At 69.2% G+C, this 19868-nt stretch carries 20 protein-coding genes; 7 read left to right on the top strand and 13 right to left on the bottom strand.

The window, feature by feature from the left end:
• Positions 1–7: 7 nt before the first annotated feature.
• Positions 8–130, bottom strand: a complete 123-nt coding sequence (locus DM480_RS07940; protein WP_232834166.1) for an aa3-type cytochrome c oxidase subunit IV — start codon at positions 128–130, stop codon at positions 8–10.
• Positions 131–292: 162 nt separating this feature from the next.
• On the opposite strand from DM480_RS07940, the gene DM480_RS07935 reads away from it, so the two are divergent.
• Positions 293–1705 (top strand): sigma-54-dependent transcriptional regulator, encoded by a 1413-nt coding sequence (locus DM480_RS07935; protein WP_115378353.1) that lies wholly within the window; start codon positions 293–295, stop codon positions 1703–1705.
• Between the two features lie 22 nt (positions 1706–1727).
• Here the strand turns inward: DM480_RS07935 and DM480_RS07930 are convergent, their stop codons facing one another.
• From DM480_RS07930 to glmM, 7 genes are all read right to left on the bottom strand, one after another.
• Entirely contained in the window at positions 1728–2612 is an 885-nt protein-coding gene (locus DM480_RS07930) for a bestrophin family protein (protein ID WP_115378352.1), read from the bottom strand.
• A gap of 103 nt (positions 2613–2715) precedes the next feature.
• Positions 2716–3771 carry a dihydropteroate synthase gene (folP, locus tag DM480_RS07925; protein WP_115378351.1) on the bottom strand — a complete coding sequence of 352 codons (1056 nt, stop codon included), beginning with the start codon at positions 3769–3771 and terminating at the stop codon, positions 2716–2718.
• 137 nt (positions 3772–3908) lie between these two features.
• Positions 3909–5084, bottom strand: coding sequence for a site-specific DNA-methyltransferase (locus DM480_RS07920; RefSeq protein WP_115378350.1), 1176 nt, complete (start codon positions 5082–5084; stop codon positions 3909–3911).
• Positions 5085–5303: 219 nt separating this feature from the next.
• Positions 5304–5921, bottom strand: coding sequence for a ribonuclease HII (locus DM480_RS07915; protein ID WP_115378349.1), 618 nt, complete (start codon positions 5919–5921; stop codon positions 5304–5306).
• Positions 5909–6676, bottom strand: coding sequence for a bifunctional hydroxymethylpyrimidine kinase/phosphomethylpyrimidine kinase (gene thiD, locus DM480_RS07910; RefSeq protein WP_115378348.1), 768 nt, complete (start codon positions 6674–6676; stop codon positions 5909–5911). Before thiD ends, DM480_RS07915 begins: the two co-directional genes overlap by 13 nt.
• Before the next feature lie 286 nt (positions 6677–6962).
• Positions 6963–7187: a DUF1272 domain-containing protein gene (locus tag DM480_RS07905; protein WP_115378347.1), complete on the bottom strand. Its 225-nt coding sequence runs from the start codon at positions 7185–7187 to the stop codon at positions 6963–6965.
• On the bottom strand, positions 7187–8530 hold the full coding sequence (gene glmM, locus DM480_RS07900; RefSeq protein ID WP_115378346.1) for a phosphoglucosamine mutase: 1344 nt from the start codon (positions 8528–8530) through the stop codon (positions 7187–7189). The genes DM480_RS07905 and glmM overlap by 1 nt, the downstream gene beginning before the upstream one ends.
• A gap of 56 nt (positions 8531–8586) precedes the next feature.
• Here glmM and DM480_RS07895 point away from each other — a divergent pair, with 56 nt between their 5' ends.
• Both DM480_RS07895 and DM480_RS07890 read left to right on the top strand, forming a co-directional pair.
• Positions 8587–9837, top strand: coding sequence for a dicarboxylate/amino acid:cation symporter (locus tag DM480_RS07895; protein WP_115378345.1), 1251 nt, complete (start codon positions 8587–8589; stop codon positions 9835–9837).
• Positions 9815–10807 (top strand): aldo/keto reductase, encoded by a 993-nt coding sequence (locus tag DM480_RS07890; protein ID WP_115380999.1) that lies wholly within the window; start codon positions 9815–9817, stop codon positions 10805–10807. Before DM480_RS07895 ends, DM480_RS07890 begins: the two co-directional genes overlap by 23 nt.
• 100 nt (positions 10808–10907) lie before the next feature.
• Here DM480_RS07890 and DM480_RS07885 read toward each other — a convergent pair whose 3' ends face one another.
• Positions 10908–12503, bottom strand: a complete 1596-nt coding sequence (locus DM480_RS07885) for a peptide MFS transporter (protein ID WP_115378344.1) — start codon at positions 12501–12503, stop codon at positions 10908–10910.
• A gap of 217 nt (positions 12504–12720) precedes the next feature.
• Here DM480_RS07885 and DM480_RS07880 point away from each other — a divergent pair, with 217 nt between their 5' ends.
• Together DM480_RS07880 and DM480_RS07875 are read left to right on the top strand one after the other, a co-directional pair.
• Entirely contained in the window at positions 12721–13299 is a 579-nt protein-coding gene (locus DM480_RS07880; protein ID WP_115378343.1) for a nitroreductase family protein, read from the top strand.
• A 37-nt stretch (positions 13300–13336) separates the two neighbouring features.
• Entirely contained in the window at positions 13337–13693 is a 357-nt protein-coding gene (locus DM480_RS07875) for a GntR family transcriptional regulator (RefSeq protein ID WP_115378342.1), read from the top strand.
• A gap of 123 nt (positions 13694–13816) precedes the next feature.
• Here DM480_RS07875 and DM480_RS07870 read toward each other — a convergent pair whose 3' ends face one another.
• Both DM480_RS07870 and DM480_RS07865 read right to left on the bottom strand, forming a co-directional pair.
• Positions 13817–14647, bottom strand: coding sequence for an arylamine N-acetyltransferase family protein (locus DM480_RS07870; protein WP_115378341.1), 831 nt, complete (start codon positions 14645–14647; stop codon positions 13817–13819).
• A 198-nt stretch (positions 14648–14845) separates the two neighbouring features.
• Positions 14846–16549, bottom strand: coding sequence for an acyl-CoA dehydrogenase (locus DM480_RS07865; protein ID WP_115378340.1), 1704 nt, complete (start codon positions 16547–16549; stop codon positions 14846–14848).
• Between the two features lie 38 nt (positions 16550–16587).
• Between DM480_RS07865 and DM480_RS07860 the strand changes: the two genes are divergently transcribed.
• Entirely contained in the window at positions 16588–17511 is a 924-nt protein-coding gene (locus tag DM480_RS07860; protein WP_232834165.1) for an L-threonylcarbamoyladenylate synthase, read from the top strand.
• A 46-nt stretch (positions 17512–17557) separates the two neighbouring features.
• Here DM480_RS07860 and msrA read toward each other — a convergent pair whose 3' ends face one another.
• Entirely contained in the window at positions 17558–18103 is a 546-nt protein-coding gene (msrA, locus tag DM480_RS07855; protein WP_115378338.1) for a peptide-methionine (S)-S-oxide reductase MsrA, read from the bottom strand.
• A 71-nt stretch (positions 18104–18174) separates the two neighbouring features.
• On the opposite strand from msrA, the gene galE reads away from it, so the two are divergent.
• Positions 18175–19173 (top strand): UDP-glucose 4-epimerase GalE, encoded by a 999-nt coding sequence (galE, locus tag DM480_RS07850; RefSeq protein ID WP_115378337.1) that lies wholly within the window; start codon positions 18175–18177, stop codon positions 19171–19173.
• Here galE and DM480_RS07845 read toward each other — a convergent pair.
• Positions 19170–19862 carry a phosphatase PAP2 family protein gene (locus DM480_RS07845; protein WP_115378336.1) on the bottom strand — a complete coding sequence of 231 codons (693 nt, stop codon included), beginning with the start codon at positions 19860–19862 and terminating at the stop codon, positions 19170–19172. The genes galE and DM480_RS07845 overlap by 4 nt on opposite strands.
• Positions 19863–19868: the final 6 nt, after the last annotated feature.

Genomic DNA, 19868 nt, shown 5'->3' with positions numbered 1-19868 from the left:
GCGCGCCTTATGCGATCAGCCAGATGACGAAGGCGGCGATGATCGCACAGCCGACCGCGCCCCATTTTAGCATTCCGATGACACTGCCGTAGGTCGCCTCGTGCGCCTGCATGTCTCCGTTGCCGGCCATCCTCTAACCCCTGGCTTGACGCCCCTCACACGGGGCCCTGTATGGCGGCGAACCTGCCCGCAAAGCTCCGCCCCCGTCAAGCATCGACGGGCATCGCGGTGTTTAAGGCCGCCTTTACCGCCCCTGCGCTATGCGTTGCTCCGAAATGGGACGGGATCGACGATGACGCGCAACGGACAGCGGCTGCTCCTGCTGATCGACGACGAACCGGCGCAGCGGCGGCTGGTCGCGGCGCTGGCTGCACGCAAGGGCTGGCGGTCGATCTTCGCGACCGACGGCGAGATGGCGCTCGCGCAATTGGGGACGCAGGACGGGATGCAGCTGGATGCGATCCTGCTCGACCATCGCGCGCCCGACGCCGACACGGTCGCCGCGATCGCGGCCTTGCGCAGCGAGCGCCCCGCGCTGCCGATCCTGATGCTGACCGCCAACGGTTCAGTCGCGCATGCGGTCGCGGCGATGCGCGCGGGCGCGACCGATTTCCTGGTCAAGCCGCTCGCCCCCGAACGCCTGCTCGCCGCGCTGGAGGCGGCAGTCGCGGGTACCGCGGCGGGCGAACTGCGCCCGCTGACCGAGAAGATCCCCGCATTGCTCGCGTTCGACGAGATCGTCGGCTCCGCCCCGGATTTCCGCGCCGCGCTCGCCATCGCCGCCAAGGCGGCGCGCGCGCGCGTGCCCGTGCTGATCGAGGGCGAGAGCGGCGTCGGCAAGGAGGTGGTCGCCGATGCGATCCACGCCGCCTCCCCCCGCGCCCGGCGACCGATGGTGACGGTCAATTGCGGCGCGATCCCCGCCAACCTCGTCGAATCGGAACTGTTCGGCCATGAGAAAGGCGCGTTCACCGGCGCGTTCGAGCGCAAGATCGGCCGGTTCGTCGATGCCGACGGCGGCACATTGTTCCTGGACGAGGTCGGCGAGATGCCGCTCGATGCGCAGGTCAAGCTGCTGCGCGTGCTGCAGTCGGGCGAGGTCCAGCCGATCGGCGCGCGCCACATGCGCGAGGTCGACGTGCGCGTCGTCGCGGCGACCAATAAGAGGCTGATCGAAGAGGTCGAGGCGGGGCGCTTCCGCGAGGACCTGTATTACCGGCTCAACGTGGTGCAGGTGACGATCCCGCCACTGCGCGAGCGTTCGGCGGACATCCCTGCGCTCGCCCGCCATCTGCTCGCGCGGATCGCGCAACAGCCGGGGCTGCGTCCGCTCGGCATCACCGACGAGGCGCTGGCGCTGCTCGTCGGCTATGACTGGCCGGGCAACGTGCGCCAGTTGCAGAACGCGCTGTTCCGCGCTGCGGTGCTGTGCGACGGCGACGCGCTGACGCGCAGCGACTTTCCGCAGATCGCCGCGCTCGGCCAGCGCCGCAGCGGCGCGGTCGCGCCTGCGTCCGGAGCCGGGGTCACATTGTTCCGCCCCGATGGCAACCTGCGCCCGCTGGAGGATATCGAGGCGGATGTCATCCGCCTCGCCATCGGCCATTACCGCGGGCGGATGACCGAGGTCGCGCGGCGGCTGGGGATCGGCCGCTCGACACTGTACCGCAAGCTGGGCGAACTGGGCATCGACAACGCGGCATAGGCCGCGCGAGGACGGGCCGCGATTACCAGAGCACGCCGTGCACTGGCTGCAAGGGCTTGGGCGCCTCGTCGCCGATGGATTGCAGCAAGTCGATCTCGATCGTCCGGCACATCGCCGACAGCGGCAAATCGTGCACCGAATTGGCGAACGGATCGACCAGATCGTCGCCGATCGCGAGCACGGCGAGGAACATGAGACCGGCGATCGTCGAGCCGAGCGGCGTCGCAAAGCCCAATGTCTCGACGAGGCCGATCGGCAGCAGCACGCAGAACAGGTGGACGAACAAGGTCGGGAAGAAGCGATACTGGTTGGGCAGCGGCGTGTTCTTGAGCCGCTCCATCCCGCCCTGCGCATTGGCGATGTCGACCAGCACCGATTCCATCTGCGTCTGCTGGATCGTGTCGATCCAGCCGTTGCGGCGCGCATCGTCGATGCGCCGGCCGGTGCCGTCGAGCAGGCCGTTGGCGATGTTGGTGCGCGACAGCGAGGGCGTCGCCTCGCCGTGCGAGAGGAAGCGCAGCACTTCGTCGTCGACCGGCTGGCGCCGCAACTGGCAACGCAGCGCGTTCACATAGGCGATCTGGCGCAGCACGATCGACCGGCGCAGGTCGCGCGCCTCGTCACCCGGCAGGAAGTTGCGCGCCTCGCGGGACAGGTTGCGCGAGGCGTTGATCATCAGGCCCCATAAAGAGCGTCCTTCCCACCAGCGCGCATAAGCCGAATTGCTGCGGAAACCGAGGAACAGCGCGAGCACGGTACCGAACAGCGTCAGCGGCAGCGACGGGGCACGGAACGGCAGCAGATAATAAGTGACGGTGACCGCGACGTCCCAGACGAACAACACGGTCAGCGGCATCCAGACTTCGGTGACGATCTGGCGCAAGCGGGGGGTCGCGGTGACGATCATGGGGCCTCTTCTTTCTGCCGCGGGCGAAGTAGCGGTCCAACGTCTCCAGCGCACGATTGCTGCGTTGCGAAATGTTTCCGGTTCGGCCGTGTTCCCTCCGCCGTCACCCGCCGGCGAGCGCGCGGTCGCGCAGGCCCCGCCATACCTTCAGCGCCTGCACCGTCTCCGCGACGTCGTGGACGCGGATCAGCTGGACGCCCGCCTCCGCGCCTTTGAGGGCGAGCGCGATGCTGCCGCCCAGTCGCTTCTCGACGGGCGCCTCGTTGTCGAGCGCGCCGATCATCCGCTTGCGGCTCGCGCCCAGCATGATCGCGCAACCCAGGCCGTGGAACAGCGGCAGCGCGTTAACCAGCGCGAGATTGTCGGCAAGCGACTTGCCGAAGCCGATACCCGGGTCGATCAGGATACGCGCGCGCGGCACGCCCGCCGCCTCGACCGCGGCGACGCGCGCCTCCAGCCAGTCGAAAACTTCAGTCGCGACGTCGCGATAGGCCGGGCGGCCGTGCCCCCCCGCCTTGGGATCGGGCGAGTGCATCAGCACGACGGGGCAGGCGGCGTGGACCACGACGTCGAGCGCCGCCTCGTCCCACAGCAGTGCGGACACGTCGTTGACGACCTGCGCGCCCGCGGCGAGCGCGGCGGCCATTACCCCGCTCTTGCGCGTATCGATCGATACGGGCGTGCCGCTGGCGGCAAGGCGGCGGACGACGGGTTCGACGCGCGCGATCTCGTCTCCCTCCCACACCGCCGCCGCGCCGGGCCGCGTCGATTCGCCGCCGAGGTCGATCAACGCCGCGCCGGCGGCGGCCATATCGACGCCGGCGGCCGCCGCGGCGGCGGGATCGTCAGCATGGCGGCCGCCGTCGGAGAAGCTGTCGGGCGTGACGTTGAGGATGCCGGCGACGAGCGGCTGGTCGAGCCGCAACGTTCGCGCACCCAGCACCAGCGGCGCGCGCGGCGCGGTGATGCGCAGGTGCAGCGCCGCGGCGCGCGGGCCGAGCGATGCGATATCGGCGACGGGCACGATCCGGCGTCCCTCCGGCGCGATCACCTCATACGCGGCGAACCACTGCATCCCCCCGGCGAGCCGCGCGGCATAGCCATCGGGCAGGCCGATCGGCGTATCGACGAAATGGACGGGGCGCAGGTGCAGGGTCATGGCGCGCGTGTCTTTCCTCGATGCCGGGCGATCTTGCCGTCATCCCGGCCGAAGAGCCAGGGTCCCGCTTACGAGCTTGCTCTAAAGAAGGAAGCGAAACCTCGGATCAAGTCCAGGGTGACGCAGGCAACGGCCGCTTACGGCTGCGTCGCGAGCAAATAGGTCTGGCGCAGCGTATCGATCGGCCTGAGCGCGCCGTCGGTTTCGTGGTGCCAGAAGGTCCAGCCGTTGCACGCGGGCGCGCCCTGCAGCGTCGCGCCGAGCTTGTGGATCGAGCCCGTCGTACCGCACGCGCTGGCGAGGCTGCCGTCGGCGCGCACCGTCGCGCGGAAGCGGCGGCGCGCATCGGTGAGCGTCGCGCCGGGGGCGAGATAGCCGTTCTCGACGAGCACGCCGAACGCGACCTTGGGCTGCATGCGCGGGCTCTGCATCGTCGCCAGCGCCGATTCGTCGAGCGGCAGCGCAGCCGCGATCCGTTCCTGCGCCGCCTCGATATAGGTCGCCTCGCGCTCGATGCCGATCCAGCGGCGGCCCAGCCGCTTCGCCACCGCCCCCGTAGTGCCGGTGCCGAAGAACGGGTCGAGCACGACGTCGCCCGGCCTGGTGCAGGCGAGCAGCACGCGGTAGAGCAACGCCTCGGGCTTTTGCGTCGGATGGACCTTGTGCCCGCCCTTCTTCAGCCGCTCCTGCCCGCCGCAGATCGGGAATTCCCAATCGGAGCGCATCTGCAGCTCGTCGTTCAGCGTCTTCATCGAGCGGTAGTTGAACGTGTATTTTGCCTTTTCGCCCTTCGACGCCCAGATCAAAGTCTCGTGCGCGTTGGTGAAGCGCGTGCCGCGGAAGTTGGGCATCGGATTGGCTTTCCGCCACACGATGTCGTTGAGGATCCAATAGCCGAGGTCCTGCACCGCGGTGCCGACGCGGAAAATGTTGTGATAGCTGCCGATCACCCAGATCGTGCCGTCGTCCTTCAGGATGCGGTGCGCTTCCGCCAGCCAGGCGCGGGTGAAGGCGTCATAGGCGGCGAAGGTGTCGAACTTGTCCCAATCGTCGGTGACTGCGTCGACGTGGCTGCCGTCGGGCCGGAACAGCTCGCCGCCGAGCTGGAGGTTATAGGGCGGGTCGGCGAAGACCATGTCGACCGACTTGTCGGGCAGCGCCCTCATCTGGGCGATACAGTCGCCCGTCAGAATCCGGTCGAGCGGCAGCACCGCCGGCGCGACGTCGGCAGGCCGCGCCACCACGCCGACCGGCGATGCCGCAGCGCTGCGCGCCGCGACGCGCGGCTGCCGGACCTTCTCGATAACCCCCATCTACGCCCCCTTTATGTGGCCAGAAGCGCGAATCCGCGGACTCTCGTCAAGCGTTGATTGGTTAACGATCTTCGTCACCATTTCGTTAATCCGCCCCCAAAAACCCTCTTGCGCCCCAGATTTTGCGCCGTGCGATCGCATCCATGCCCCAGCGATGGGGGTGTGGCGCGAAAGACTCAGGCGCACGCGGCCGTGTTGCGCGGCGCAACTTTTGCCCGATCAGGCCGCGTTTATCGCCGGCGCGAGCAGATCGGCGGCGCGGGCGACGGGGGCGAAGCTGTAGCGGTGAATCGGCGAGGGCCCGTGTTCGCGCAGCGCGGCGAGGTGCTTGGGACAGCCGTAGCCCTTGTTGCTCGCCCAGTGATAATGCGGGTGGGCGGCGGCATGATCGACCATGATCGCATCGCGCACCGTCTTCGCGACGATCGACGCGGCGGCGATCGAGGCGCTGAGCGCGTCGCCGCCGACGAGCGGCGTCGCGGCATAGCGCCAGCGCGGCAGGCGATTGCCGTCGACGAGGACGTGGCCGGGCTCGCAGCCCAAAGCCTCGACCGCGAGCGTCATCGCCTTCATCGTCGCCCAATAGATGTTGAGCCGGTCGATCTCGTCCGCCTCGACGATGCCGACGCCGACGATCGCGCGCGCGCGGATCAGGCCGCACAATCGCTCGCGCTCGGACGGCGACAACTTCTTCGAATCGTCCAGCCCGCGCGGCACGCCGCGTGCGGGCAGGATCACCGCAGCGGCCACCACCGGCCCGGCGAGCGGGCCGCGCCCCGCCTCGTCCACCCCCGCGACGGGCGGCAGGCAGGTCTTCTCGTGCTTCAGTCCCGGCATCGGTCGAACGGTATCGTGTTCAAGGCATGTCCCATCGGCCCGTGCCCTGCGCCAAGGCCGGGCGCGGCGGCAAGCGCCGCCTGGACATAGGCGATGGCCCGCCCCGTGGCGTCGGCGAGCGACAGGCCCGCGGCAAGGCCGGTAGCGATCCCGCTCGCCAGCGTGCAACCGGTGCCGTGCGTGTGGCGGGTGTCGATGCGCGGGTGCGTCCAGAGCGTCTCGGCGCCGTCGGCCTCGATCAGCCGATCCTCGACGATATCGCCCGCACCGTGACCGCCCTTGACGAGCAGCGCGGGGCCGAGCGCGCGCACCGCGGTGGCGCCGCCGAGCGCGGCAAGCTCGGGCAGGTTGGGCGTGACGACGGCGGCCATGCGCATCAGCCGGGTGAAGGCGGCGATCGTCTCGGCATCGGCGAGGACGGAGCCGGAGGTCGCGATCATGACGGGATCGAAGACGATGGGGATGTCGGCGTGTTCGAGCACATCGGCCACGGCATGGACGGTTCCCACGCTGCCGATCATGCCGATCTTCACCGCATCGGCGCCGATGTCGGCGAGCACGCTTTCCATCTGCGCGACGACCGTTTCGGGGGGGATGGGATGGACGGCCTGGACGCCCAGCGTATTCTGCGCGGTGATCGCGGTGATCGCGGTGGTCGGATGGCCGCCAAGCATCGTGACGGTCTTGATATCCGCCTGGATACCCGCGCCGCCGCCCGAATCGGACCCGGCGATGATGAGGACGCGGGGGATCATGAATGGTGCCGGAAGTGGACGAAGTGGAATGTACGTCGCGCTTGGAAACTCTCCCCGGGCGGGGGCGTGAGGCCGATGATGCGAAGGGGGTGGCCGGGTCGGTGCGCCATCGGCCGGGTTATGGCACAGGCGGCGGTTTGTAGGACAGCGTTTTGGTTGCAATGCACGTTCGTCATCCCCGCGGAGGCGGGGATCCAGAGACGCCGAGGGTCTTGATAGAGGCGTGACCGTAGCGTGTCTGGATTCCCGCCTTCGCGGGAATGACGGAAAGGGGCACGGCCGGGCCCTAAGCGCGGAACCGCCGCTCCGTCGTCGCCGGATTCGCCTTCAGCGTCCTGCCCGTGCGTGTCGGGCGGTCGAGCAGTTCGCCGCCGCAATTGGGGCAGAGTTCGTCCATCGCGTCCGCGCATTCGGTGCAGAAGGTGCATTCCATCGAACAGATGAACGCACCGGGCGCGGCGGCGGGAAGGTCCGCGCCGCAGCGCTCGCAATCGGGGCGCATCTCCAGCATCAGGCGGCGACCTTGCGCACCGCGTCGCAGATGCGGTCGACGAGCGTTTCGACCTGGCGCGCGTCGTCGCCCTCCGCCATCACGCGGATCACGGGCTCGGTACCCGACGGGCGGATGACGAGGCGGCCGGTGCCCGACAGATCGGCTTCCGCGGCGGCGATCACGGCCTTGACGTCGTCGTGCTCGAGCGGCTTGCCGCCGGCGAAGCGGACGTTCTTGAGCAATTGCGGCAGGGGTTCGAAGCGGTGCAGCACCTCGCTGGCCGGCGCGCCGGCGCGCTTGATCTCGGCGAGAATCTGCAGCGCCGCGACGAGGCCGTCGCCGGTCGTCGCATAGTCCGACAGGATGATGTGCCCCGATTGTTCGCCGCCGACATTGTAGCCGCTGGTGCGCATCTTCTCGAGCACGTAGCGATCGCCGACCGCGGTGCGGACGAGGCCGAGCCCCTGCGCCTTCAGATGCCGTTCGAGGCCGAGGTTCGACATGACGGTGGCGACGAGGCCGCCGCCCGCGAGCCGCCCGGCGCGCGCCCAGCCAGCGGCGATCGTCGCCATCAGCTGGTCGCCGTCGACGACGCGGCCCTTTTCGTCGACGACGATCAGCCGGTCGGCGTCGCCATCGAGCGCGATGCCGATGTCCGCACCGCTCGCGACGACGGTTTCCGACAGCGTCTGCGGCGCGGTCGAGCCGACGCCGTCATTGATGTTCGTGCCATTGGGCGTGACGCCGATCGCGACGATGTCCGCGCCCAGTTCCCACAGCGTCGTCGGCGCGACCTTGTACGCGGCGCCGTTGGCGCAATCGATGACGATGCGCAGGCCATCGAGACGCAGGTCGCGCGGGAAGGTGGATTTGGCGAAGTGGATGTAGCGGCCCTGCGCGTCGTCGATACGGCGCGCGCGGCCGATCTGCGCCGAGGGCGCGAGCGGCACGTCGCCGCCGTCGATCAGCCCCTCGATGGTCAGTTCCGCCTCGTCGGACAGTTTGTAGCCGTCGGGGCCGAACAATTTGATGCCGTTGTCGGCGAAGGGATTGTGGCTGGCGGAGATCATCACGCCGATGTCGGCGCGCATCGATTGCGTCAGCAGCGCGACCGCGGGCGTCGGCAGCGGGCCGACCATGACGACGTCCATGCCGACGCTGGTGAAGCCCGCGACGAGCGCGGATTCGAGCATATAGCCCGAGAGGCGCGTGTCCTTGCCGATCAGCACGCGATGCTTGTGGTCGCCGCGCTGGAAATAGGCGCCCGCCGCCATGCCGACCTTCATCGCCATGGCTGCGGTCATCGCGCCCGCATTGGTCGCGCCGCGGATGCCGTCGGTGCCGAAATATTTCCTTGCCATGAAACGCGATCCCGTTCGCTATGCCGTCTCCACGCCTCGTTGCGCCAAGGAACACGATGTCGCAAGCCACCCGTATCCTCCTCGCGTTGCTGGCGGGCATCCTGATCGGCATCGGTGCGGTGGCGATCGACAAGGACGCCGCGCTCGCTGCGACGCGCATCACCCAGCCGATCGGGTCGGCGTGGCTGCACGCGTTGCAGATGGTGATCGTGCCACTGATCGTCGGCCTGCTCGTCACCGGCATCGCCGCGACCGCCGAGGCCGCGCGCGCGGGGCGGATCGCGGGGCGCAGCGTCGCGCTGTTCGTCGTCGTCCTGTGGTCGACGACGCTGATGGCGGCGCTGGTCGAGCCGCTGATCCTCGACGCCTGGCCGTTGCCCGACGCCTGGGCCGCGGCGTTGCGGGCGGCGCTGAGCGGCACGCCGGCGCCGGGGAAGGTGCCGGGGCTCGCGGATTTCTTCGACACGATCGTGCCGACCAACGTCGTCGCCGCGGCCGCAGCGGACGCGTTCCTGCCGCTCACCATCTTCGCGCTCGCCTTCGCCTTTGCGATCACGCGGCTGGAACCCGAACCGCGCGCGCTGCTCGTCGCGGTGTTCCGCGCGATCACCGACGCGATGCTGGTCATCATCGGCTGGGTATTGCGGCTCGCGCCGATCGGCGTGTTCGCGCTCGCTTATGGCGTCGGCGCACGCACCGGCGCGGCGGCGTTCGGCGCGCTGGTCCATTACATCGTCTGCGTCTCCGCGATCGGGTTCCTCGTGCTGCTCGCGGGCTATCCGCTCGCGCGGCTCGGTGGACGCGTGCCCATCGGGCGGTTCGCGCGCGCGGCCGCGCCGGCGCAGGCGGTGGCGGTGAGCACGCAATCCTCGCTCGCCTCGCTGCCCGCGATGCTGAAGGGCAGCGGCGAGATCGGCGTGCAGGCGGCGACCGCGGGGATCGTGCTGCCGATCGCAGTCGCGATCTTTCGCGCGACGAGCCCGGCGATGAACCTGGCGGTCGCGCTCTATGTCGCGCGCTGGCTGGGCGTGCCGATCGGGCCGGGGCAGATGGCGGCGGGCATCGCCACCGCGGCGATCACGACGATGGGGTCGGTGTCGCTGCCCGGCACGATCAGCTTCTTTGCCAGCGTCGCGCCCGTCGCCTTCGCAATGGGCGTGCCGATCGAGGCGCTGGGGCTGCTCGTCGCGGTGGAGACAGTGCCCGACCTGTTCCGCACCGTCGGCAACGTCACGATGGATATCGCCGTCACCGCCTGCGTTGCGGGGCGTGAAGGAGATCATCATGCAATACAGGACGCTGGGTGACGGGCTGAAGGTGTCGGCGCTAGGCCTCGGCTGCATGCCGATGGCCGGCATCGGCGCGAGGATGTACGGCCAGGCCGACGATGCCGAGAGCATCGCGACGATCCACCGCGCCATCGATCTGGGCGTGACATTGTTCGACACGGCGGAGGTCTACGGCCCCTATCGCAACGAGGAACTGCTGGGGCAGGCTATCCGGGGCAAGCGCGATGGGCTGGTGATCGCGACCAAGTTCGGCTTCCGGATCGGCGCGAACGGGATGGAGGGCGTCGATTCCTCGCCGGCCAACGTCCGGCGCGCGTGCGAGGGGTCGCTGAAGCGGCTGGGGATCGAGACGATCGGTCTGTTCTATCAACATCGCGTCGACCCCAATGTGCCGATCGAGGAGACGGTGGGCGCGATGGCGGACCTGGTCCGCGAGGGCAAGGTGCGCCATCTGGGGCTGTCGGAGGCCGGCCCCGAGACGCTGCGCCGGGCGGCGGCGGTGCATCCGATCGCAGCGCTGCAGTCGGAATATTCGCTGTGGGAGCGGACGGTCGAGGACGAGATCCTGCCGCTGGCGCGCGAGCTCGGCATCGGGTTCGTGCCGTATAGTCCGCTTGGTCGCGGGTTCCTTACCGGGCAGATCACCAGCCGCGACGATTTGCCCGAGGGCGATTATCGGCGGAACGACCCACGCTATTCGGAAGAGAATTTCGCGACGAACATGCGGATGGTCGAGGTGGTGAAGGCGATTGCTGCCGATCACGGCGTCAGCGGCGCTCAGGTGGCGCTGGCGTGGCTGTTGGCGCAGGGCGACGATATCGTGCCGATCCCGGGATCGAAGCGGCGCGCCACGCTGGAGGACAGCATGAAGGCGGCCGCGGTGTCGCTGTCTGCGGAGGATTTGCAGCGTTTGGACGCCGCGGCGCCGCGGGGTGGCACGGCGGGGCCGCGCTATGGCGAACGCGCGATGGCGATGGTGCGGTTGTAGGATGGTGCGTCACCCCGGGCTTGACCCGGGGTCCCGCTTCTTTCGAACGCCCCAGCAGAAGCGGGACCCCGGCTCTTCGGCCGGGGTGACGGGTGTTGTTTCAGGGCCGCTGCTCGCCGCGCGTGTCGATCCCCGACGCGGCAGGCTCCGCGTTGAGCGGTTCGCCCGCCAACGCATGATCCGGCCGCTCGCCGAGCTGGTCGAGGTGCATCAGCTTCGTCACGAACGGCGCGAGCACGAGCACGACGACGCCGACACCCATCGCGAACCAGCCGATCCGGCCATAGACCTCCAGCACGCGGCCCGGCCCCGCGCCCTCGCCGCCCGTCGCCTGCGCGATCAGGCTGGCGATGAAATTGCCCGCCGCGGTGGCGAGGAACCAGGTGCCCATCATCAGGCCCGTCATGCTCGGCACCGACAATCGCGTCATCGACGACAGGCCGATCGGCGAGAAGCACAATTCGCCCATCGAATGCAGCATGTAGAGCAGGATGACGAAGATCGCGGGCGTCAGCCCCGCCGCGGGCGCGCCGAGGATCAGCGCGAAGAAGCCCGCGCCGACGAGGATCAGGCCGATGCCGAACTTGAACGGCGCCGACGGTTCGATCCCGCGCTTGCCCATCGCGGTCCACAGCAGGCCGAACAGCGGCGCGAGCGTGATGATGAAGAAGGAATTGACCGACTGGAACCACGAGGCGGGCATGTCGAAGCCGAGCACGGTGCGGTCCACCTGCTGGTCGGTGTAGACGCTGAGCGACGAACCCGCCTGTTCGAAGAGCGCCCAGAACAGCGGCGAGAGCGCGATCAGGAACAGCGCGGCGAAGATGCGGTGCCGCTCGACGGGGGGCAGCTGGCGGAAGCTGGTCATCAGGATGTAGCCGACGGTCAGCACCGAGGCGGCGAGCAGCAGATTGCCGACCGCGCCCTGGCTGCGCACCAGCCACCAGCACAGGGCGATCATCGCGACCGCACCGGCATAGATCGCCCATTCGATCGACAGGCCGACCGGTGTGCGCGCCTTGAGCGCGGCGGGGACGGGCGGTTCGCCGACGTTGTGGAGCGAAGGCCGGCACAGGACGAAGACGACGAGGCCGAGCGCCATGCCGATGCCCGCGGCGCCGAAGCCCCAGGCCCAGCCGACCCGCTCGCCGAGATAGCCGACGAGCAAAGGCCCGACGAAGGCGCCCGTGTTGATGCCCATATAGAAGATCGAAAAGGCACCGTCGCGCCGCGTGTCGTCCCGCTTGTAGAGCGCGCCGACGAGGACGGAGATGTTCGCCTTCAGGAAGCCGGTGCCGACGATGATGAGGGCAAGGGCGAGGTAGAAGCCGTTGAGCGCGCTACCCTGCACCCCCACCGGCCCTTCGACGAGCGCGATCAGCAGATGGCCGAGCGTGATGAAGATGCCGCCCGCGAGCACCGCCTTGCGCGGCCCCAGATAGCGGTCGGCGATATAGCCGCCGATGATCGGGGTGATGTAGACGAGCGAGGTATAGGCGCCGTAGATCGCATAGGCGGGCTGTTCGGCGAACAGGAAGTGCTTGGTCAGGTAGAAGACCAGGATCGCGCGCATCCCGTAATAGGAAAAACGCTCCCACATCTCCGCGAAGAAGAGCATGAACAGCCCGCGCGGATGCCCCAGGAACGTCTTGGCGGAGGCCGGAACGCCGCCCCCTGCCGGTGCGATACTTGCCATATGGTCGTGATGCTCCTGTGACCGGCGCGTGCCCGCGCCCTCTCGTGCCGGCAAACTAGCGGGTTGAAGGCTCCTGTAAACTGCGCAGGGTCGTGTCACCCTCACCCTATCGGTCGCTACGCGACCTCTCCCCTCTCCCGGTGGGAGAGGGAGGGAGCGCCGGAGGCGCGGAAGGGTGAGGGTGGTCCGGAGTGATCGCGACGACTACATCGCGCCCATGTTCAACGACACCTCCTCTCCCCTTTCGCTCCTCGCCACCCGCCGTTCGGGCAAGCCGCGCGACATGGTGGGGCCCGGGCCCGACGACGCGCAGCTTGCGCAGATGCTGGCGATCGCGGCGCGCACGCCCGACCACGGCAAGCTCGCGCCGTGGCGGTTCGTCATCGTCGGGGAAGACCAGCGCGACGCGTTCGCCCGACTACTGATCGCGGCGTGCCGCGCGGAACGGCCCGATGCGGCGCAGAAGGAGCTGGACGGACTGGACCAGTTCGCGCGCCAGGCGCCGGCTTTGGTCGTCGTTCTCTCGTCGCCCAAAACGGACAGCCCCATCCCCCTATGGGAACAGGAATTGTCGGCGGGCGCGGCGACGATGAACCTGCTCCATGCGGCGCATGCGATGGGGTTCGTCGGCGGCTGGCTGACCGGATGGGCGGCGTTTTCGCCGCGCGTGCGCGACGCATTCGGCGCGGCGCCGGAACGGATCGCGGGCTTCGTGTTCATCGGCAATCCCGGCCGGCCGCTCGACGAACGGCCCAGGCCCGATCCGGCACGGATCGTCTCGCACTGGACAGCTTGATATTGGACCTTTTCGCTTTTTGCTGTATTAAAGCAGCATGACAGCGCTCAGCAACGAGGACAGCCCGGTTTACATCCGGCTGCGCGGCACCATCGCGGCGGGAATCCTGCGCGGGGATTACCGCACCGGCGACCAGCTTCCCTCCGTGCGCGCCTTTGCCGCGGAGCATGGCGCGAACCCGCTGACCGTCGCCAAGGCGTATCAGAGCTTCCAGGACGACGGCTATGTCGAGGTGCGGCGCGGCGTCGGCATGTTCGTGCTGCCCGGCGCGGCGGAAAAGCTCCGCCGCGCGGAATGCGACAATTTCGTCAAGAACCAATGGCCGCGGATCCGCGACTATATCGATCTGCTCGGGCTGGACGCGGGCGAGTTGCTGGAGCGCGAGCGGGTCTGAGCGATAGCGTCATCCCCGCGCAGGCGGGAATCCAGTGACGCTGACGGTGCGGCCCGTGCTAGGACCTGCGCGTCTGGATTCCCGCCTGCGCGGGAATGACGATAGAGGTGCTTGCGGGGGCGCTTAGAACAGCCCCAGCCCCTCGACCTCTTCCCTGGTCAGGTCGATCCCGAACATCAGGCTCATGCGCATGCGATAGACGCGCGGATCAGTGATCTCCGCGATCGTCTCGTCCGCGCCGGCGCGGCGGTGGTAGCGCAGGTCGGTGAGTCCGGCGAGCCCGTGCGGCAGCACGATGCTGGCGATCGCGAACTGCGTGAAGCGGCTGTCGGGCGACGTCGCAGTCCAGTGGTTCGACAGCGCGAGGTCGGCGTCGAAGACGGGCGCAGTGGTGAAGCCATATTGCGGCTGCCACCCCTCGCCCGCGCCGCGCCCGTCGGTCGATCCCGCCGCGCCGTCGCGGTAGAGCATCCACCCGTCGACGCCATCGCGTTCCAGCCGGAAGCGCGCCCCGTCCGGCGCGCTCGTCTCCGCCCCGTCGGCCAACGGCATGGCCGGCGCGTAGCTGCCGCCGAAGCCGGGGTCGGCGATCCATGGCTGCCCGTCGATCGTCACCAGGCTGAACGTATGCGTCAGCGGCGGCGGCGCGTCCGTGCCCGGCGTCGCGCCCAGCCAGACGCGCGCGAGCAACGGCCGGGCGTCGAACCCGAGCTGCCCCAGCGCATCGAGGAACAGCCGGTTCTGTTCGAAGCAATAGCCGCCGCGCTTGCCCGTCACCAGCTTGGCGAAGACCGAGGCGCCGTCGATCGCGATGCCGCGGCCGAGCCGAACGTCGAGATTCTCGAACGGGATGGCGAGGCGATGTTCGCGCTGCAACCGGCCGAGCCCCTCCGCGTCGGGCGTGACGCGGGCGGGAAGGTTGATGCGGGCGAGATAGGCGTCGAGGTCGAACATGGGCGGGCTATTCGGGGGTAATGGCCGAGGTTGCAAGACGGGCCGCGCCCAAATCCTCCCCGCTTCGCGGGGAGGGGGACCGCCAGCCGATAGGCTGGTGGTGGAGGGGCAGCCACGGGCGACATCGCTTGGGGCTGCCCCTCCACCACCGCCTTCGGCGGCGGTCCCCCTCCCCTGCAGGTGCAGGGGAGGATTGGGCTACGCGGCGAACGCCTCTGCCGGCACTGCATAGAGCACGTCCGCACTCGCCGTTGCGGCGGCGCGCAGGCCGAGCGCTTCGGGGACGATCTGGTCGAGGTAGAAACGCACCGCGGCGCGCTTCAGCGCCTGCGCCTCGTCGGCGCCGGTGGCGAGACGCCCCTGCCGCTCCATCAGCCAGCCGCAGGTCGCGACCGACAGCATCGTCAGGAACGGATAGCTGGCGGCGAGCTTGTCGTCCGCCTCCGCGGTCGCGAGGCGGCGGCCGATCGCCTCGACCGCGTCGGTCAGCGCGATCAGCTCGCCATGCTGCGCCTCCGCGCGGATGTCGGCGATCAGCGCGGCGAAGGCACCGCCGTTATCTAGCCCGAGCTTGCGGCCGACGAGGTCGGCGGCCTGGATGCCGTTGGTGCCTTCGTAGATCGGCGTAATGCGCGCATCGCGGAAATATTGCGCGGCGCCCGTTTCCTCGACGAAGCCCATGCCGCCATGGACCTGGATGCCGAGGCTGGCGACTTCGTTGCCGATATCGGTGCCGTGCGCCTTGGCGAGCGGGGTGACGATCTCCAGCCGGTTCCTCGCCGCCGCATCGCCGAGCGCGGCGCGGTCGACCTGGCCCGCGGCATAATAGACGATCGCGCGCGCCGCCTGCGTCTGCGCGGTCATGCGCAGCAGCATGCGGCGGACGTCGGGATGTTCGACGATACGCGCGGGCTGGCCGTCGCGCGCGCCCTGCACGCGCTCCAGCGCATAGCCGACCGCCTTTTGCGTCGCGCCTTCCGCGACCTGTACGCCCTGCAGGCCGACGTTGAGGCGGGCGTTGTTCATCATCGTGAACATCGCGCGCATGCCGCCATGCTCCGGCCCGATCAGCTCGCCGACGCAATCGTCCTGGTCGCCGAACGACAGGACGCAGGTGGGCGAGGCGTGGAGGCCCATCTTGTGCTCGATCGACACGACGCGCACGTCGTTGAAGTCGCCCGGCGTGCCGTCCGCGTTGAGGCGGTATTTGGGGACGAGGAACAGGCTGATCCCGCGCGTGCCCGGCGGCGAACCCGGCGTGCGGGCGAGGACGAGGTGGACGATATTGTCCACCATGTCGTGGTCGCCGAACGAGATGTAGATCTTCGTCCCCTTGATCGACCATTTGTCGTTGCCGAGCGGGGTCGCGGTGGCGCGCAGCGCGCCGACGTCGCTGCCCGCCTGCGGCTCGGTGAGGTTCATCGTCCCCGTCCACGCGCCGGTGGCGAGATGCGGCAAGTATGTCGCCTGCTGCTCGGGCGTACCATGATGGATCAGCGCCTCGATCGCGCCGACGGTCAGCGTCGGGCAGAGCGCAAAGCCCATGTTCGCCGACCCGAGCGTGTCGAGCACCGCGGTCTGGATCGCGAACGGCAGCCCCTGCCCGCCCCATTCCTCCGGCACGCCGATCGTGCCCCAGCCGCCCTCGACGTAATCGCGATACGCCTTGATGAAGCTTTCCGGCATGTGGACGCCGTCGGGCGCCCATTTCGCGCCGACGGTGTCGCCCTCGCGGTTGAGCGGCGCCCATTCGCCCGCGGCGAACTGGCCGACCCCCTCCAGCACCGCATCGACGACGTCGGGGCTGGCGGCAGCGAAGCGATCGGTGTGGGCGAGCTCGTCGATCCGGACGACGTGCTCCAGCACGAAACGCTGGTCGGCGACGGCGGGGCGGAAGGTCATGTTTCTCTCCTTGGATGCGCTGTTTATAGGCACCGAACATGGCCGATTCAAAACCGCGAATCTTACGCTACGGCATGGCTGCGGTCGCGGAAGCCGCGGCGCGAATCACCGCGGGCGAACCCGTCGCAGTGCCGACCGAGACGGTCTACGGCCTCGCCGCGGATGCGACGAACGCGGACGCCGTCGCACGCATCTATGCCGCCAAGGGGCGGCCGAGCTTCAACCCGCTGATCGTCCATGTCCCCGATGTGGCGGCGGCGGCGGCGCTGGCGGTGTTCGACGACGATGCGCGGATGCTGGCGGCGATGTTCTGGCCGGGGCCGCTGACGCTGGTGCTGCCGTTGCGCGAACGCGCGCCGATCGCGGCGCTGGTGACCGCGGGATTGCCGACGGTGGCGATCCGCGTGCCGCGCCACCGCGCGATGCAGGCGGTGCTGGCGGCGAGCGGGCGGCCACTGGCCGCGCCGTCCGCCAATGCCAGCAACGGCATCAGCCCGACGCGCGCGGCGCATGTCGCGTCTAGCCTCGGCGCGCAGATCGGGCTGATCCTGGACGACGGGCCGACCGAGGCGGGGCTGGAATCGACGATCCTTGCAGGGCGTACCTTGCTGCGCCCCGGGCCGATCGCGATGGGTGACCTGCCCTTCGCGGTGGAGCGGCGGGCAGAGGGGGGCAGCGTCACCGCGCCGGGGCAGCTCAAGAGCCATTACGCGCCGGTCAAGCCGCTGCGCCTCGACGCGCTGGCGGCAGCGGAGGGCGAATGGCTGATCGGTTTCGGGGCGGTCGCGGGGAACGAGACGCTGTCGGCGGCGGGCGACCTGACCGAAGCGGCGGCGCGGCTGTTCGACGCGCTGCACCGCGCGGACGCGAGCGACGCGCGCGCCATCGCAGTGGCGCCGATCCCGGCGGACGGGCTGGGCGAAGCGATCAACGACCGGCTGCGCCGCGCGGCGCATCGCTGATCCCGGCCGTCACCCGGCGAACCGTCCCGGGTGACGACCTGTTTCGTTACGCCTCGACCGACGCCGCCTTCGAGCGCGCCTGGAAGCTCTTGCGCAGCTTCTGCAGCTTAGGCGGGATCACCGCCATGCAATAGGGGTTCGACCGGCCCGAGGTTTCCCAATAATCCTGGTGATACCCTTCCGCCGGATACCACTCCGCCATCGGTTCGATCGTGGTGACGATCGGCGCGGACTGATCGGCCTGTGCCCGCTGGATCGCGGCGCGCGCCTCGGCGGCCTGCGCCTCGTCCGCCGGGAAGATCGCGGAGCGATATTGCGTGCCGATGTCGTTGCCTTGGCGGTTGAGCTGCGTCGGGTCGTGCGTCGCGAAGAAGATCGCGAGCAGATCGGCGTAACTGATCTGGGCAGGGTCGTAGCCGACGCGGATCGCCTCGGCATGACCGGTGTCGCCGCCGCACACCTGCTTGTAGGTCGGATCGGGAACATGCCCGCCGATATAGCCGCTTTCGACGCTTTCGACGCCGATCACGTCCTTGAACACCGCCTCGGTACACCAGAAGCAGCCGCCCGCGAGCGTCGCATAATCCGTCATGTTGGATGTCTCCTTTGCCTCCAAGATAGGAAGCGGCTAGCGCGGCGCAACGGACGGATGGGGACCGACAGATGACGATCGACGGCAAGGTGATGGTGACGGGCGGGGCAGGCTATATCGGCAGCCACGCGGTGCTGGCGCTGTGCGATGCGGGTTATCAGGTGGTCGTCGTCGACAATCTCGTCACCGGGTTCGACTGGGCGGTCGATCCCCGCGCGACATTGGTGACGATGAATGTCGCCGACCCGGCGATCCGCGACGTCATCCGCGACCACGACGTGCGCGCGATCATGCATTTCGCCGGATCGGTGGTGGTGCCCGAATCGGTGAGCGATCCGCTCAAATATTATCGCAACAACACCGCCGCGACGTGCGATCTGCTGGAAAGCGCGGTGGCGGGCGGCGTGCCGCACTTCATCTTCTCCTCGACCGCGGCGACCTATGGCACGCCAGAGCGGGTACCCGTGGCGGAGGGGGATCCCAAGGCACCGATCAATCCGTACGGCATGTCGAAGCTGATGACCGAATATATGCTGCGCGATGTCGCCGCGGCGCATCCGATCAATTATTGCGCGCTTCGCTATTTCAACGTCGCCGGCGCGGACCCGCAGGGGCGATCGGGCCAGTCGACGGTGGGTGCGACGCATCTCATCAAGATCGCGGTCGAGGCGGCGGCGGGCAAGCGCGGGCATGTCGGCGTCTACGGCACCGACTTTCCGACGCGCGACGGCACCGGCGTGCGCGACTATATCCACGTCAGCGACCTTGCCGCGGCGCATGTCGCCGCGCTCGAACTGCTCGTCGCGCGGCCGGCGGAGAGCCATGTGCTCAACTGCGGCTACGGGCGCGGCTTTTCGGTGCTCGAGGTGCTCGACGCGGTCGACCGGGTCACCAACATGACGATCGAGCGCCGGCTGGAAGGGCGCCGTGTAGGCGATCCGGCGGAACTGGTCGCGGACAACACAGCGATCCTCGCCGCGCTGCCGTGGCGGCCGCAGCGCGACGAGCTCGACACGATCGTGCGCGATGCGCTTGCCTGGGAGCGCAGGCTCGCCGAACGGACGGCCTAACGCTCGTCGGCGATCGTGCAACGGGCGTTCGCGGTGGCGATCCACCAGCCGAGCGCCCAGAGCGTGCCGAAGCTCCACCCGGCGATGACGTCGCTCGGCCAGTGGACACCGAGATAGACGCGGCTCGACCCGATCGCGCCGACGAGCAGCACCGCGACGACGAGCAGATAGCGGCGCACGCTGCGCCGCGGCGTCACCTGCCCGCCGAGCACGGCGAGCGTCAGGTAGATGCACGCGCTCGACGCGGCATGGCCGCTCGGAAAGCTGTAGCCGGTGGCGTCGACGAGATGCGGCACGAGTTCGGGCCGCGCGCGCACCGCCAGCCCCTTGATGACATCGACCATCATCCCCGCCGACAGGCTCGCCGCCCCGGTCGCCAGCGCGGTGAGCCACAGCCGCTGGACGATCAGCAGCCCGACGACCGCGACGACGACGATGGTGAGGATCACCCCGCCGCCCAAAGCGGTGATGTCCGCGGCGACCCGGGGCATCCAGGCCGGTCCGTGCCAGTGGCGCAGGCCGACCAGGATCGCGCGGTCGAAAGCGAAGGGCCAGCGGCTGGTCGCATAGCCCGCCGCCAGCATCAGCGCGAGGCCGGCGGCGATGACGGCAAGCCCGCCGAGCAGCGGGGGTATGCGGCGCGGCGGGCGCGGCGCCGCCTCGTCCCGATTGCCTTCGCCCGTCCGCATGATGCC

This window comes from Sphingomonas sp. FARSPH, from assembly GCF_003355005.1.
Classification (GTDB): domain Bacteria; phylum Pseudomonadota; class Alphaproteobacteria; order Sphingomonadales; family Sphingomonadaceae; genus Sphingomonas.
The sequence above is the reverse complement of the archived record's forward strand: the minus strand, read 5'-3'. Positions and strand labels throughout refer to the sequence as shown.